General features: G+C 61.5%; 14 protein-coding genes. 6 read left to right on the top strand and 8 right to left on the bottom strand.

The features are described 5' to 3' along the window. Positions 1-9: 9 nt before the first annotated feature. From uvrB to DUT91_RS01690, 3 genes are all read right to left on the bottom strand, one after another. Positions 10-2,838, bottom strand: a complete 2,829-nt coding sequence (gene uvrB / locus DUT91_RS01700; RefSeq protein WP_114438988.1) for an excinuclease ABC subunit UvrB — start codon at positions 2,836-2,838, stop codon at positions 10-12. 128 nt (positions 2,839-2,966) lie between these two features. After that, positions 2,967-3,509 carry an SH3 domain-containing protein gene (locus DUT91_RS01695; RefSeq protein WP_114438625.1) on the bottom strand — a complete coding sequence of 181 codons (543 nt, stop codon included), beginning with the start codon at positions 3,507-3,509 and terminating at the stop codon, positions 2,967-2,969. 81 nt (positions 3,510-3,590) lie between these two features. After that, positions 3,591-4,751, bottom strand: coding sequence for an alpha/beta hydrolase (locus DUT91_RS01690; protein ID WP_114438624.1), 1,161 nt, complete (start codon positions 4,749-4,751; stop codon positions 3,591-3,593). Between the two features lie 287 nt (positions 4,752-5,038). Here DUT91_RS01690 and DUT91_RS01685 point away from each other — a divergent pair, with 287 nt between their 5' ends. Then, positions 5,039-5,437 (top strand): acyl-CoA thioesterase, encoded by a 399-nt coding sequence (locus DUT91_RS01685; RefSeq protein WP_114438623.1) that lies wholly within the window; start codon positions 5,039-5,041, stop codon positions 5,435-5,437. Positions 5,438-5,473: 36 nt separating this feature from the next. On the opposite strand, the gene DUT91_RS01680 is transcribed toward DUT91_RS01685, so the two are convergent. Continuing rightward, positions 5,474-6,262, bottom strand: coding sequence for an extensin-like domain-containing protein (locus tag DUT91_RS01680; protein WP_114438622.1), 789 nt, complete (start codon positions 6,260-6,262; stop codon positions 5,474-5,476). A 237-nt stretch (positions 6,263-6,499) separates the two neighbouring features. Here DUT91_RS01680 and DUT91_RS01675 point away from each other — a divergent pair, with 237 nt between their 5' ends. Next, entirely contained in the window at positions 6,500-6,850 is a 351-nt protein-coding gene (locus DUT91_RS01675; RefSeq protein ID WP_114438987.1) for a DMT family protein, read from the top strand. A gap of 15 nt (positions 6,851-6,865) precedes the next feature. Here the strand turns inward: DUT91_RS01675 and DUT91_RS01670 are convergent, their stop codons facing one another. From DUT91_RS01670 to DUT91_RS01660, 3 genes are all read right to left on the bottom strand, one after another. Next, complete coding sequence (locus DUT91_RS01670; protein WP_200834871.1) at positions 6,866-7,882, bottom strand: FUSC family protein; 1,017 nt, start codon at positions 7,880-7,882, stop codon at positions 6,866-6,868. After that, entirely contained in the window at positions 7,879-8,451 is a 573-nt protein-coding gene (locus tag DUT91_RS01665; protein ID WP_114438621.1) for a cysteine hydrolase family protein, read from the bottom strand. The genes DUT91_RS01670 and DUT91_RS01665 overlap by 4 nt, the downstream gene beginning before the upstream one ends. A 129-nt stretch (positions 8,452-8,580) precedes the next feature. After that, complete coding sequence (locus DUT91_RS01660) at positions 8,581-9,468, bottom strand: DMT family transporter (RefSeq protein WP_114438620.1); 888 nt, start codon at positions 9,466-9,468, stop codon at positions 8,581-8,583. Between the two features lie 128 nt (positions 9,469-9,596). Between DUT91_RS01660 and DUT91_RS01655 the strand changes: the two genes are divergently transcribed. Further along, positions 9,597-10,664, top strand: coding sequence for a DUF1176 domain-containing protein (locus DUT91_RS01655; protein ID WP_200834870.1), 1,068 nt, complete (start codon positions 9,597-9,599; stop codon positions 10,662-10,664). Positions 10,665-10,675: 11 nt separating this feature from the next. On the opposite strand, the gene DUT91_RS01650 is transcribed toward DUT91_RS01655, so the two are convergent. Further along, positions 10,676-11,833: a PQQ-dependent sugar dehydrogenase gene (locus DUT91_RS01650; RefSeq protein ID WP_114438619.1), complete on the bottom strand. Its 1,158-nt coding sequence runs from the start codon at positions 11,831-11,833 to the stop codon at positions 10,676-10,678. 241 nt (positions 11,834-12,074) lie between these two features. On the opposite strand from DUT91_RS01650, the gene greA reads away from it, so the two are divergent. Genes greA through DUT91_RS01635 form a run of 3 tightly spaced genes read left to right on the top strand, consistent with a single transcriptional unit; the run spans position 12,075 to position 14,423 of the window. Continuing rightward, positions 12,075-12,548, top strand: coding sequence for a transcription elongation factor GreA (gene greA, locus DUT91_RS01645; protein ID WP_114438618.1), 474 nt, complete (start codon positions 12,075-12,077; stop codon positions 12,546-12,548). A gap of 8 nt (positions 12,549-12,556) precedes the next feature. Then, complete coding sequence (locus DUT91_RS01640; RefSeq protein ID WP_200834869.1) at positions 12,557-13,624, top strand: glycosyltransferase family 4 protein; 1,068 nt, start codon at positions 12,557-12,559, stop codon at positions 13,622-13,624. Positions 13,625-13,628: 4 nt separating this feature from the next. Continuing rightward, positions 13,629-14,423 carry a glycosyltransferase family 25 protein gene (locus DUT91_RS01635; protein WP_114438617.1) on the top strand — a complete coding sequence of 265 codons (795 nt, stop codon included), beginning with the start codon at positions 13,629-13,631 and terminating at the stop codon, positions 14,421-14,423. Positions 14,424-14,433: the final 10 nt, after the last annotated feature.

Below are 14,433 nucleotides of genomic sequence, written 5' to 3'. Positions count from 1 at the left end.
CGCGGCCGCTTACCGCCCAGGCCGGCCAGTCTTTCCGGGTCGCCGCTTCTTTCGGGAGACTTCCGCCGGGTCCTCATAGGAGCCGACACCGGCGCGTTCGCGCTTGATCGGGGCCTCGCCGCCCGCTGGTACTTCTGTGCGGCGCACGGTCATTTCGTCGAGAGAATTCTTGCGGAAGCGGCTTTCCCCAGCCGGCACCGCATGGGCGCCGGAGGTGCCCATCTCGTCGAGTTCGGGCTTGTGGAAAAGGGAAGGCTTTCCATCATCAACAGTGCGATGCACCTTGCGGCCCGCATTATGCTTGCCCTTGGCGCGCCCCGTCACCGGGCTTTCCAGTTCGACCTCGCGGGCCATCGGATCGTCGGCAATGGCAAGCTCCGTCTCGCGCAGGCGCTTGATTTCGTCGCGCAACCGGGCTGCCTTCTCGAAATCGAGATCGGCGGCGGCGTTGCGCATCTCCTTCTCCAGATGTTCGAGGTGGGTCTTGAGATTGCTCCCGACCAGCGCGCCCTGCTTGGCGAAGCCCGATATATCGGCCCGGACATGGTCGCGTTCGTAGACCGAATTGAGAATATCCGAAATATTGCTCTTGATGCTCTCCGGCGTGATGCCATGGGCGACATTGTATTCGGTCTGCTTCTCGCGGCGGCGCGTGGTTTCCGCCATCGCGCGCTCCATCGAGCCGGTAATGCGGTCGGCATAGAGAATGACCTTGCCGTCCACATTACGCGCGGCGCGGCCGATGGTCTGCACCAGCGATGTCTCGGAGCGGAGGAAGCCTTCCTTGTCGGCATCCAGAATGGCGACCAGCGCGCATTCGGGAATATCGAGGCCTTCGCGCAACAGGTTGATGCCGATCAGCACGTCGAAGGCGCCGAGGCGCAGGTCGCGGATGATCTCGATGCGCTCGAGCGTGTCGATATCGGAGTGCATGTAGCGCACGCGCACGCCCTGCTCGTGCAGATATTCCGTCAAATCCTCGGCCATGCGCTTGGTCAGCACGGTCACCAGCGTGCGATAACCGGCCTTGGCGGTTTCGCGGATTTCGCCCAGCACATCGTCAACCTGGGACTTGGCGGGGCGCACCTCGACTGGTGGGTCGATCAGGCCGGTCGGGCGGATGACCTGCTCGGCGAAGACGCCGCCCGCCTCTTCCATCTCCCATTTGGATGGGGTGGCCGAGACCGCGATGGTCTGCGGGCGCATGGCGTTCCATTCCTCGAAACGCAGCGGACGGTTGTCCATGCAGGAGGGCAGGCGGAAACCGTATTCGGCCAGCGTCGCCTTGCGGCGGAAGTCGCCGCGATACATGCCGCCGATCTGTGGAACGGTGACGTGGCTCTCGTCGATGAAAACCAGCGCGTCATCGGGGATGTATTCGAACAGCGTCGGCGGCGGATCGCCCGGCTTGCGGCCGGTGAGGTAGCGCGAATAGTTTTCGATACCGGCGCAGGAGCCCGTCGCCTCCAGCATTTCGAGATCGAAGGTGGTGCGCTGTTCGAGGCGCTGTGCTTCCAGCAGGCGGCCGGCGCGGTTCAATTCGTCGAGCCGGTGCCTGAGCTCTTCCTTGATGGATCTGATCGCCTGATTCAGCGTCGGGCGCGGCGTGACGTAGTGCGAATTGGCGTAGATCTTGACCGATTTCAGATCACCGGTCTTATGCCCGGTCAGCGGATCGAATTCCATAATGGTCTCGATCTCGTCGCCGAACATCGAGATGCGCCAGGCGCGGTCCTCAAGGTGGGCCGGAAAAATTTCAATGGTGTCGCCGCGCACGCGGAACGAGCCGCGGACGAAATTGATGTCCTGGCGTTTATATTGCTGGGCGACAAGGTCGGCGAGAAGCTGGCGCTGGTCGAGCCGGTCGCCGATCTTCATCTCGAAGGTCATGGCGGTATAGGTTTCGACCGAGCCGATACCGTAGATGCAGGAGACAGAGGCGACAATGATCACGTCGTCGCGTTCGAGCAGGGCGCGGGTGGCCGAGTGGCGCATCCGGTCGATCTGCTCGTTGATCGAGGATTCCTTCTCGATATAGGTGTCGGAACGCGGCACATAGGCTTCAGGCTGGTAGTAGTCGTAGTAGGAGACGAAATACTCCACCGCGTTGTTGGGGAAGAAGCTCTTGAACTCGCCATAGAGCTGGGCAGCCAGCGTCTTGTTCGGCGCAAGAATGAGCGCCGGGCGCTGCGTCTCCTCGATGACCTTGGCCATGGTGAAGGTCTTGCCCGAGCCGGTGACGCCAAGAAGCACCTGCGTCTGGTCGCCGTCATTGATGCCTGCGACGAGGTCGCGTATCGCGGTTGGCTGGTCGCCGGAGGGTTTGAATTCCGTCTCCATGCGGATGGGAATGCCGCCTTCGGATTTTTCCGGGCGGGCAGGGCGGTGCGGTGTCCACAGCACGCCGTTCTTGAACAGCGGGTTGCCGGATTCAATCAAGTCCGCCAACGCCTGGACCGTTGCGGTCGCGCCGGAGGGCGAAAGCCCCGTTGCATCTTCCAGGCTGATGTCCAGGCCCGCGACCGGGTTCAGGCCTGCCGCCGCACGCTCCTTGGCCGATGCCGCGCCGCCCATGGACGTGCCGCGTCCACTCCGTGACGGTTCCGTGCTGCGTTCCGGTATTTTCTTCGGCTGTTTCGGCTTTGCTGTCTTTGTCTTTTCCGCCTCGGCGCTGATTCCGGCGGCCCAGTCGGCTATGGAGCCGGACAGCGGAGTGCCCGTCAGCGCGGCCTGAGGCGCTTCGCCGAAACCCTCGTTCTCGGAAGTGTCGTTGTCATACGTCACGTCTGACGTCACGTCCGGGTGTGGCGTGGATGAATTCTTTGCTGATGGTGCCATGGGTCCAATATGGAGAGAGTCAGGAAAAATGAAAAGGGCGCGTCGACCAAAAGCCCCCACGGCCCTCATCTCATATCGGGGTCTCCTGACATTACGTTGTCAGGAGCATATCGAAATTGGCTGCCGGACTATTGGCCGTGCGGGCCGTCTCCCATGCCTGGCCGGATGCGTCTGCCGTACCAGCGTGGGCGGTCCCGGTCAAAACGGGGACGATCCCAGTAGCGCGGCCGGTCGCGCCAGCGCGGCCTGTCCCACCGGCCGTCCCATTGCCGACGGTGCCAGCGATCACGGTAATAATAACGGTCGCGGTCATAATGGCGGTCGCTCAATGCGCCGGCGATCAGCGCCCCGGCGATCAGCGGAATGCCGATGGCGGCGGCGCTGTTGCCGAAATCGCCTGAGGAACCTACTGACCCTTCCCGGATCGCAAGATAGCGCGAGGAGGCCCAACCGGCCGTGCCGCCATAATTGACGCGGCACCAGCCATAGCCCGCGGTGCAGCCGTTGACATGGACGCGTGCACCGTTGGGGATCGCGCCGATAGCGGCATAGCGCGTTCCCGGTCCAGTGCGCAGGTTCAAATCGGTGGTCACCAGCGCGGTAGCGGCCTGTGCAAAGGTCGTGGCTAGTACCCCTGCGGCCAGTACGGCAGTTCGCAACAAGGATTTCATGGATGCGCTCCGTTCTGCGGATTGTCCCGGTTCGATAACGTCAATCGGGAGGAAATGTTCCGATTGACCGCCGCGCCTGGCTCATCGCTGCAGTCCGGCGGCGGCGGTGAAGATGCGTACCGGCAGGTAGATGACCAGAGAGGCCGCGCCCTCAATGACGGAGGAACCGTCGGCAAGGATCGCCTCGCCCGGCGTCTGGCCTTCGCCTTGCAGGGTGCGTTCCGTCAAACCGCCCCGGCGCACGAGCGTCATCAAAGTGGGCGAACTGGCGAAGACGTCATGGCTGCCGCCATCAACAGCGGAAAGGTCGAGCACGGCTATGCCGTTGTCCCGCAACATCTGAATACTGGATCCGTCGCCGACCCGAGGATGGCCGCCTGTGATGCGGCCGGAGAGGTTGAGCGCCCGGTCCTTGCTGGAAACCAAAACGGCGAAGGGACGCGGCAATTTGCCGATATCCCTGACCTGCTCCTCGAATACGTCGACGTCGATATCGGGGGCGGCGAGCATGACGCCGGTCAGCCGGTCGAGGGGCTCGCGTTTACCGGAGATGGCAAGCGTGCGCAGGGCCTCCATGACCACCAGCGTGCCCATGGAATGGCCCACCAGGAGGATACGCTTGGCCTTGCTCCGGCTGACGATCTCGAGCAATTCGGCAAGCCCGTCGCGGGCGAAATTGGCGCTATCGCGGTCATAGGCATAGAGGCCCAGCGAACCGGCGGACGGCCAGGCATAATGGACGGCGACCGATTTGAAGCCGAAATCGTGGACGAACTGTGCCTCACGGAAGGTGCTGTCGGCGAAATTGTTGTTGTAGCCATGCACGAAGAGCAGAATTTCCTGCTCGTCCGCCGGGCGGGCGGCAAGAGCGGCATTCAGCTTTTCAAGGAAGACCTTGCCGTTGTCATAGGGCTGGAAGGCGACGGCGGCAAAATTCTTGGCCGGGTTGGGCTTGTAGCCGGTCGATTCGACGAATCCGCTCTTGTGGGCGGACGGAATGCCGACATCGACCCGCGCGAAATTGAGCTTGGGCGAGCGCTTGGCATTGTAGGGCAGGGACAGGTCGTTGGAACGCTGGCGGCTGGTGGCCACATAGATGGGCACGATGTCGGCCGGTTTTGCCGCCGTATCGACCACGATATCGTTACTGTTGGGGCCGTGCCACAGGACCGCCCGCGGTCCGCCGCATCCTGCCAGGAACAGCAGCGTCAGCAGAAGCGCGGAAATTCGTGCTGTGGTCATCAGGTGTCCCGGCGTCCGCCTGCGGTTTCATTTCTACGAAATCCCGCAAGCAACCTGCGGAGGATGTGAGCACAACAACAGCAATCGGGCGGTGCCGCAACCGTGATCGCCTCGATATCCACGGGTCGATGGCATTGGGCGGCAGACTGTTGCGTTTGGCATACACCTGCCACAGACCAGACCTATAGGCGGGGTCGTATAAATCGCTTCTCACCGGTTCCGCCCTGCATCATCATGGCGGCAGGGTGCGATTCTGGTTCCCGTATCCAACGAAAGGACGATCGATAATGACGAAAGAGGCAAGCCCAACCGGGGTACTCACGCTGCGCACCCAGGCCATGCCGCGCGATGCCAATGCCGCTGGAGATATTTTCGGCGGCTGGGTGATGGCGCAGATGGATTCCGCCAGCGGGATACATGCGGCGGAGCGGGCGCAGGGCCGCGTCGTGACTGCCGCCGTCAACGAGATGTCCTTCGCCAAGCCGGTCAAGATCGGCGACACGCTCTGCATCTATACCGATATCATCCGCGTCGGGCGCAGCTCGATCACGCTGAAAGTCCAGGCATGGGCTCAGCGCTATCTGACGCTCAATCTGGAACTCGTCACCCATGCCGAATTCATCATGGTCGCCCTCGACAAGAACGGGAAGCCGACGCCAGTACCGGGGGCGCCGCTCACCAGTTGATTCAGGTGCCGGCTCCAAGTTGCTGTTCCTGAATCCTTATCGGCAGGCGCGGTAGCCGTTGCGCCTGTGCATGAGGTCGAAGTGGAAATGGTCATTGTGCTCGCGGTTGTAGCCGGGGCCGAGTACGGTCGTGAAATAATCGCAAGCCTCGGCGCGTACGCTGTTGAGCAATCCGCGCTCGCGGAAGGAAAACCAGCCGGGCTTATGCACTTTCACCGCTTTGCCGTTGTTGAGCTTGATCCGGGTAACGTCGATGGCATTGCCGCGCGAATGTTCCGACATCCTGGCGCCGCGCCGGTGGTTCATCGTGCGGCAGGAATATCCGCCGGCATTGTAGATGGTGTCGACACCGGAGAGATAGCGCAGACGCGTCGACGGCACGAGATCTCCCTTGACCCAGCGGGCGAAGGCCTCAGTGATCGCGCAATTGAGCTTGGCGGCGGGCTTGAAGCCGATCGCGCCGCCGGCAAAACCCGACACCAGAATGGGATTGTCGATACGGCAGAATCCACCATCATTGATCGGCGGAAGTTCCGAAAAGACTACGCCGAGCCGCTTCAGCCGCAGGCGGCAGGCCATTTCGTCGGAGGATTGCGCGTAGATATTTTCACCTGTGGTCACCGGATTTTCAACCGGCGGCAGGAATCCGTAGGTCTGTTCTTCGGCCGGAGGTTGGCTGGCCGGTGCGGAAAGCGACATACCGACATCGGCTTCAGGGCGGCGAACCGTCTCGCGCGAACATGAAGCGATGAAGGCTGCCGCGCCGACAGCCAGAATCACGGCAAGGCGAGACTGCAAACGGAGCCGGGACAACGGGATACTCATGTCCAAATACTTCCTGCTGCGCCTCAACGCCGGCGCCTGATCCACATTGATGCTGGAACGGGGCGACGATAGGCGGCAAGCGTAAAGGAAGAGTCAGCGCCGGCGTTAAGAGCTGTGTCCGAAAAGCGGCGTCGCCGTGATATCACCGCGGCGGATCAGCATTCCAGGCGTTATACTCTTGATTTTCCAGCCGCTCCTCGCGCAATGGCGGGCGTTGTGCTTTTTTCGAGGACGCCTATGCGGGTGCTTTTATCTCCCTCTATCCTGCCCATCCTGATGCTGGTCGCTTCCAACGTTTTCATGACGTTCGCCTGGTATGGGCATCTCAAATTCACCAAAGTACCGCTGATCATGGTGATCCTGGTCAGTTGGGGCATCGCGCTGTTGGAATATTGCTTCGCGGTTCCTGCCAACCGCATCGGCCACGAGGTCTATTCGACGTCGCAGCTGAAGACGATACAGGAAGTGATCACGCTCACCGTTTTCGTGGCGTTCTCGGTGCTGTACCTCAAGGAGCCGCTGACATGGCAGCACCTGTTGGGTTTCGCGCTGATCGCCTGCGGCGCGGCGTTGATCTTCAAGGCATGAGTGACGTATCCAGCCTTACACTGGTCGAGACATGCGCACCATTGCATGGACAGCGAACACGAAGGCCACGCCGATGATGCCGCCAATCAGCACGTTGACCACACGCTCCGCGGCGATCACCGTCGACTGGTCGGCGATGACGAGCGCGACGGCAATCGCCGCGCAGCGCGTGCCGAAACCCAGCCGGTAGGAGTGGAACGCCACCAGCGTCATGAGGGAGGCGACGACCGCAAGACCATAGGAGAGCGGCCCGTGCGGCAGAAAGAAGCCAAGGCCGATGCCTGCCGGGACGCCCAGAAAGGCGCCGATTGCCCGATCGCGCAGCTTCAGATGCGCTGTCGCCGCGTCGCCCGTGACAACACTTGCCGCCGACCACACCACCCACTGGCCATGGTCGAGATGACGCCATTCGACCAGTGTTGCGGCTGCTGCGACAGCGAGAATGACCGCGATCACCGCTTCGCCCGCAGCGATCCGCTCTTCATCGGCGCCGTCCCGCCGCAAGCGAAAGAGGTTTCGCGCACGCTGCGCAGCCTCGGTATCCGGTATCAATTCGTGGACGATAGCGAGGATGAGAACCGGCAGCGCGCCGACTGCGAGATAGGGCAGAAGTTCGACAGCGCGGGCCATGAACATGCCAGGGGACGTGTTTTCCGCCGTTTCGCAGGCGATGTAGAGAGCCGGGATGAAGGTGAAATTGCCTACCGAGCGCAGCTTGCGGCCATAGGTCGTCATCCAGACCGCTCCGGCCGCCATCAGAGAGGCGGCGAGAACGAAAAGCAGGGGCACTCGGAGTGCTGAAATCATGAGGAGGAAGCCCGCGAGAATGGCGATCGCATGCAGGAACACGCCGAGCGGCGTGAGACGACCGCGCTCGAAGGCTATGAAGGTCGAGATCGTCACGACGGCCGCCTTCAGCCAGGCATCGTAGCCAGTGACGAGGGAGAGCGCCAGGATCGGCGCCAGCACAAGAGCTGCCTGGCCGAGCTGATGTGCATCGAAGATGGAGCGGAGGCGTATTGCCAGAGTCACAGGCGCGCGAGGTCGTCGACTGTGATGATCTTCGCGATAGCCGCAAGCCGCTCCATGGCGCTTCTGTGCTGTGCCTCGTCAACGGACGCGCATGCGTCCTCCAGGATAAAGACGGCATAGTCGCGATCATGAGCGGAGCGCACAGTGCTCTCAACCGCCCACACGCTGTTGACGCCGCAAACGACAAGCCGTTCGATGCGCCGCGCCCGAAGGGCGGCATCAAGGTTTGTGCCGTAGAAAGCATCGACCCGTGGCTTGACGATGACGAGATCGGCGCTCGCCGCGTCGAGGTCGGGATGAAATTCGGTACCATGGCTTCCAAGTGCCAAGGCTCCCAATTCATCCACCCGGCCGAACAAGGGCGAATGCTTCGGCTGATCGGTATAGCCTGGCGCGAAGCCGACCTTGACGAGGATACGCAACCAGCCCTTGTCGCCGGCTATCGCGAGAGCGCGGTTCGCCTTGGCGATGATATCGCGCTTGGCGGCCTGCTCGGCCGTGCGGGCAATCTTGCCATCGGGATGCATGATGTCGATGATATAGTCGAGGCAGACCAAGGCAGTGTCCATGGCGCTTCCTTCCCGAAAGCTGGATAATACTCGGAATTATTGATTATTATTATGCATGAGAAGTATATAAGTCGTGTACGATAGCAACTCTCAAGGAATTGGGGCGTCGCGCGCCATTGAGGCCTGAGCCTATAGGCTGGCGCGACGTTGGCGCATCATGGGAATAAGCTCGACTGCGAGCATGGCGGCGAAGATCAGCGCGCAGCCGGCGAGCCCGGTGGGAGGCAGGCGTTCACCGAGCAGGAGCGCCCCGAAGAGGGCCGCGAAAAGGGCTTCCGATGACAGGAAGATGGCGGCCTGCGGGGCAGTGGTGTAGCGCTGGCCTATTGCCTGGAGCGTAAACGCGATGCCTGAGGAGAAGATGCCGGTGAAGAGGATTTCCGGCGCAGCCGCCCATATGGCCGTCCAGTCTACGCCTTCCCGCGCCAATCCCATCAAAAGCCCGACGACTGCGCAGAAGGTGAACTGGACAAGGCAGAGCGTCAGCGGCCTCCCGGTGCGGTCGAGGGAGCGCGTAATGAAGAGCACCTGCAGCGCCCAGAACAAGGCGCCGAGGATGACCATCCAGTCGCCCGCCGTGAGAGCATCGAGTTTTCCGCCTGATAGAAGCCATATGCCCACGAGCGCGGCCAGCGCGCAGGGCCAGATGACCGGGTGCGGCCAATGGCGAAACAGCACCACGCCGACGAACGGCACCATCACGACGTAAAGCCCTGTCAGGAAGCCGGCATTGGTGACGGATGTGGTCAACATGCCGAATTGCTGAGCGACGATGCCGGCGAATAACAGGAACCCGATGAACAGGAAGGCGAAATGGTCGGAGGATTTCAGCGCTTTTTGTGCCTGAAGCGATTCACGGATAGCGAGGGGAAGCACGGTCAATGCCGCCAGCAGGAAGCGCAAGCCGATGAACATCAATGGTCCGATGCTGGCCATCGCCGTCGATTGCGCAACGAAGCCGAGCCCCCAGATCGCGCCGGCGAGAAGAAGAACCAGATTGGCGCGCGTACGCGGCATTTACCACTCCTTGGCAGCTTTTAAACTATTTGTTGTGAAAGCGCCTTCATTGTTCTGGCTGATTTGCATGGAGCCTTAGCCACTGCGCGTTGTGGCGGCAAGTGCCTGCAGCCAACAAGGAGAGACAGATGCTCGGGAAGATACTCGTGACGAAGCGCGCCGGGCCGGTTGCCGTTTGCGCTGCTATGCTGATAGCAGGTTCCGCCGTGCCAGTCTTTGCCTCCTATAAAAAAGTGCGCGATGTTTCCGTCGCCTGCGATTTCATTCAGACCTGCACGCTTTCTTCCTCCCAAAACAAAGTCCAGGGGATCTATGCGCTGTCGATCGAACGCGCGGCGGGTTCCCCGACTGAACCGGTGCTGGTGCTGGCCGCATCGCAACTGACGCCGCAATCGACGGTCAGCATTGCCGTGGACGGCAAACAAGTCCTGAATATCCCTGTTTCGTCTTTCGCCCCGCCGGGAGACAGCGGCCAATATCGTTATGCCGACAAGGCCGGGATGGCGGAACTGATCCGTGCGATGAAGACGGGAAGCAAAGCCGAAGTTCAAATGCGGACTACTAGCGGGCCGCTAAAGGCCGAGTTTCCGCTTGCCGGGTTTGTCGGCGGACTTATCTTCATGGATGAGAGCCAAGGGCGTGTCGGGAGGGTGGACGCCCTACAGGCGAAAGGTGACAAACCGGCGGCGGCGAAGCCGGAGGTCACTGCAATCGATAGTTTCGACAAGATCCCGAAAGCGATCCGCGCGGATTTTACCGGCACAGACTCCGTTTGTGGCGACATGGATGCCGACAGGTTTGCGGCCGTCGGTGGTTTTGCAGCCAAGATCGGCGACCGAACACTGCTGGGTCTGCCCTGCAGTGCGGGCGGGGCCTATAATCAGCCCTATGTGTTCTATCAGGAGCACGCCGGGCGGGTGACCCCGCTGGCTCTACCTGTGATGGGCGACGAGGGGCCGACCACGACTGGAACCGCATGGAATATCGACTGGAGCCAGGGTTCCAGGACGCTGACCGCCTTTTTCAAAGGACGAGGCATCGGGGATTGCGGCAATTACAATGTGTGGAAGGCGACGGAAAGCGATCAGGAGGGGATCGCCTTCGTGCTCATGCAATCGCGCAGCAAGGGCGATTGCGACGGCAACAACGGAGGTGGTCCAGAAAACTGGCCCGCCAGTTGGCCTTTGAAAAAGTGATCAGTTAGCGTTCACGCCCGCGACAGCCGGATGATCGACGCGCCTTTGCCGTCGGGCAGGAGATAGACCGAACCATCGGGGGCGACGCGGACGTCGCGGATGCGGCCGAACTCGCCCTTGAACATGCGCTCCTCACCGGTGATCCGGGCATTGCCGTCGCGGTCGAGTCGTACCAGCATCTGGTGTTTCAAGGCGCCGGCCAGGAGATCGCCCTGCCATTCAGGGAACATCGCTCCGTCATAGACGGCGAGGCCAGACGGCGCGATCGAGGGATCCCAGTAGTGGAGCGGTTGTTCATAGCCTTCGGCCGCCGTGCCGGTACCGATCTTGGCGCCCGAATAGTGACGGCCATAGCTGATAACAGGCCAGCCATAGTTCTTGCCGGCTTCGGGGCGGTTGACCTCGTCGCCGCCGCGCGCGCCGTGTTCGGTAATCCATAATGAATCGGTCACCGGATCCCAGGCGGCGCCTTGCGGATTGCGATGTCCCGTCGACCAGATCTGCGGCAGCGCCTTTTGGCCGTCGGCGAACGGATTATCCGCAGGGACGGAGCCGTCGGCGTTGATTCGCAGCACCGATCCGGCAGGATCCTGTGAATCCTGTGCCCGGTTCATGTCGCCGCGTTCGCCGAAAGTGACGAACAGCGTGTTGTCGGGCGCAACGACGATGCGCGAGCCGAAATGCTGGCCGCGTGACGTCTTCTTCTTCGTCGAGAACAGCGTCTTCACATCTATGAGACGGGCCGTCTCACCCTCGTCCACGAGGCGCGCGCTGGCGATGGCCGTGCCGGCGCCACCGCTGCCGGGCTCAGAATAGGTGAAATAGATAGCGCCGCTTTTCTCGAAATCCGGCGCGAGCGCGACGTCGAGCAATCCGCCCTGGCCACTGTTCCAGACTTTGGGCACACCCGATATGGGCTCCGAAAGCTCGCCATTGCGGACGATACGCATGGTGCCGGCTTTTTCGGTCACAAGCAGTGCGCCGTCGGGGAGAAAGGCGAGGCTCCAGGGGGAGGCGAGACCGGTCGCGACCGTTTCCGCCTTGACCTTGACCTTCTCGGTGGCGATTTCCCGTGCCGAATCTTGCGCATTGGCGAAATCGAGACCGCCAAGTGTGGTGGCGGCGATGGCGAAGAGGCCGGCGATGGCAATTGTCGTTCTGTTCGTCATGGCTGAAATGTAGCGATGCAGCGGTTTCGTTCAAGTCACCAGCCCGTGAATGTGCGATTTTATGATCTTCCGGACATTCAATTTTCTTCGTGAAATCTGCGTGATCAATGCTATATTATGTCGATTAGCAAATTTGAACGGTTCCGAGGTTTTGCTTCGGGGGCCGTTTTCTTTTTGTGTCTCAATGCCGCTGCCGCAGCAAGGCAGGAGGGCGCAGCATAGGCAGAGGAAAGGACTGGGCATGGATAAGTTCCCGATGACTCAAGGCGGATTCGACAAGCTCAAGGAAGAGCTTCGCTGGCGTCAACAGGAGGAACGGCCGCGCATCATCGAGGCGATTTCCGAGGCGCGCGCGCATGGCGATCTCTCTGAAAACGCGGAGTATCATGCCGCCAAAGAAGCGCAGAGCCACAATGAGGGCCGCATCGGCGAGCTCGAGGATTATATCGCACGCGCGGAGATCATCGATATCTCCAAACTGTCGGGCAGCAAGATCAAATTCGGCGCGACCGTGACCATGGTGGATGAGGATACCGAAGAGAAAAAGGTCTACCAGATCGTCGGCGACCAGGAAGCCGATGTGAAGCAGGGCCGGATCTCCATCTCCTCGCCGATCGCGCGGGCGCTGATCGGCAAGACCGAGGGCGATACGATCGAGGTCAACGCTCCCGGTGGCGCGCGTTCCTACGAGATTATCGGTCTCAAGTTCAGCTAAGAGGCCGCGTGTCAGAACCGACAAGCGACGTCGATATCCTCGCGCCCAATTTCAAGCGCCAGCTTTCGGGCGTGACCTCGACCATCGTTCAGCTTATTCCGTTGCAGCGACGGTTGGGCCTGCGGATTGCCACGCTCGGGCCGGGCCTGCCGGAGGGACTGCCCAAGATCGGCTGGTCGTCACTGCTCGGCCTGTGGCGTAAGCCGAAGGGGCGCGATGTCCGTATCTGGCACGCGCGGCGCAACAATGAGATGGTGGCGGGCGTGCTCATGCGCGACGTGTTGCGCATGCCGCTCCGTTTGGTCTTCACCTCCGCCGCCCAGCGCGATCACAAGCCTTTCACCAAATGGCTGATCCGGCGCATGGATGCTGTCATTGCCACCAGCGCGCGTTCCGGCAGTTATCTCAAGGTACCCCACACCGTCATCATGCATGGGGTCGATACCAGGCGGTTTCATCCCGCGCAGACGGCAGAGGATGATTTTGCGGCCTCCGGCTTGCCTGGACGTTATGCCGTCGGCTGCTTCGGCCGGGTGCGTCATCAAAAGGGCACGGATCTTTTCGTCGATGCGATGATCGCGCTTTTGCCTGATTATCCGGACTGGACGGCCGTCATCACCGGACGAACAACCTCCGAGCACGAGAGCTTCCGGGACGATCTCAAGGCGCGCATTGCGCAGGCCGGGCTGCAGGAGCGCCTCCTTTTTCTCGGCGAAGTGCCGGATGTCAGGATTTGGTATAGACGGCTTTCGCTATATGTTGCACCATCGCGTAACGAGGGCTTCGGTCTGACGCCGCTGGAAGCGATGGCTTCGCGCACGGCGGTGGTGACAAGCGATGCCGGAGCCTATGCCGAAATGATCGAGCCGGGCAGGACCGGGACGGTCGTGCCGGCGGGCGATGGCGCCGCGTTGCGGGAGGCGATCCGGGCCTATCTTGCCGATCCCGTTCTTGCGGCCATGCATGGCGACAATGCGCTTGCCCATGTGCGGGAAAATTTCCCGCTGGAAAAAGAAGCGGCGGCGATCATGACGGTTTACGAACAGGTATTTGCCTTGGGAGATGAAACGCGGTGAGGACATGAAAGCCGAAGCCTTTGTCATTCATCTGGCGCGCGCCAGCGGTCGCAGGCCGCAGGCTGAAAAGCTGCTCGGTGAACTCGGCCTGCCGGCGCGCATTCTCGATGCTGTCGATGCGGCCGTTCTATCCGAGCGCGACACGGATGCGGTCTATCGCAGGAATCTCCATCGTCCAGCCTATCCCTTTACCCTGCGCCGGACCGAAATCGCCTGTTTCCTCTCGCACCGAAAGGCATGGCAGGCGATCATCGATCAGGATCTCGATGCAGGACTCATCGTCGAGGACGATGTCGAGCCGGATGCGCAAAGCTTCGCGCCGGTGCTGCGGTTGGCGCTGGAGACGATCCAGCCGCGGGATCTGATCCGCTTTCCCTGCACCGCACGCCGCGAAAAAGGGCCTGTGGTGGCTGAGGCGGGCGAAGTATCGCTGATTGCTCCGGGTTCGCCTGGTCTCGGGATGCAGATGCAACTTGTCGGGCGCGAGGCGGCGGCGCTTCTGCTCGACATGACGCGGCAATTCGACCGTCCGGTAGATACGACGGTCCAGATGCGCTGGGTGAACAATGTCCGCATCCTTTCCGCGCGTCCGATCTGCATCAGGGAAATTTCAGGCGCGCTCGGCGGCACCGTGGTGCAGAACAAGTCGAAGACGCTCTCCGAGATCGTCAACCGGGAAGTGAGACGGCCTCTTTACCGCGCATCGGTTGCGGTGCGTAATGCCTTGGCCGGACCGCCGATCAGCTATCTGTTCTGCACCGCAGCCATAGCGGGAGCGTTGACGGACGGCTTCCTCTGAGAGAAAACCT

The organism is Paramesorhizobium salinisoli (genome assembly GCF_003335045.1).
In the GTDB taxonomy this organism is placed as follows: domain Bacteria; phylum Pseudomonadota; class Alphaproteobacteria; order Rhizobiales; family Rhizobiaceae; genus Paramesorhizobium; species Paramesorhizobium salinisoli.
This window is presented reverse-complemented; position numbering and strand designations above follow the sequence as displayed.